The 239-nt window shown below is 51.5% G+C and carries 1 protein-coding gene; it reads left to right on the top strand.

Annotation, left to right across the window (positions count from 1 at the left end; all coding sequences use genetic code 11):
• On the top strand, positions 1-239 hold a 239-nt coding region (locus DW922_RS18250), incomplete at both ends, for a 4Fe-4S binding protein (RefSeq protein WP_243032310.1).

The following is a 239-nucleotide window of genomic DNA, read 5'->3' as shown; positions in this document are numbered from 1 at the left end:
TTCTCCTACTATATCACAGGCTTTCTCATTTTGCTGGGAGTCCTGCTGGGACGCTTTATCTGCGGCTTTCTATGCCCCTTCGGCTGGTTTCAGGAGCTGCTGCACAAAATCCCCACGAAGAAGCTTTCCACAAAAAGGCTGAAGCCTCTGACATACCTGAAATACGCCGTTCTGCTGGTGATGGTCGTTCTTCTACCGGCGTTCCTTGTGAACGATGTGGGCATGGGAGACCCCTTCTT

This window comes from Clostridium sp. AM42-4, from assembly GCF_003480105.1.
Taxonomy (GTDB): domain Bacteria; phylum Bacillota; class Clostridia; order Lachnospirales; family Lachnospiraceae; genus Brotaphodocola.
This window is presented reverse-complemented; position numbering and strand designations above follow the sequence as displayed.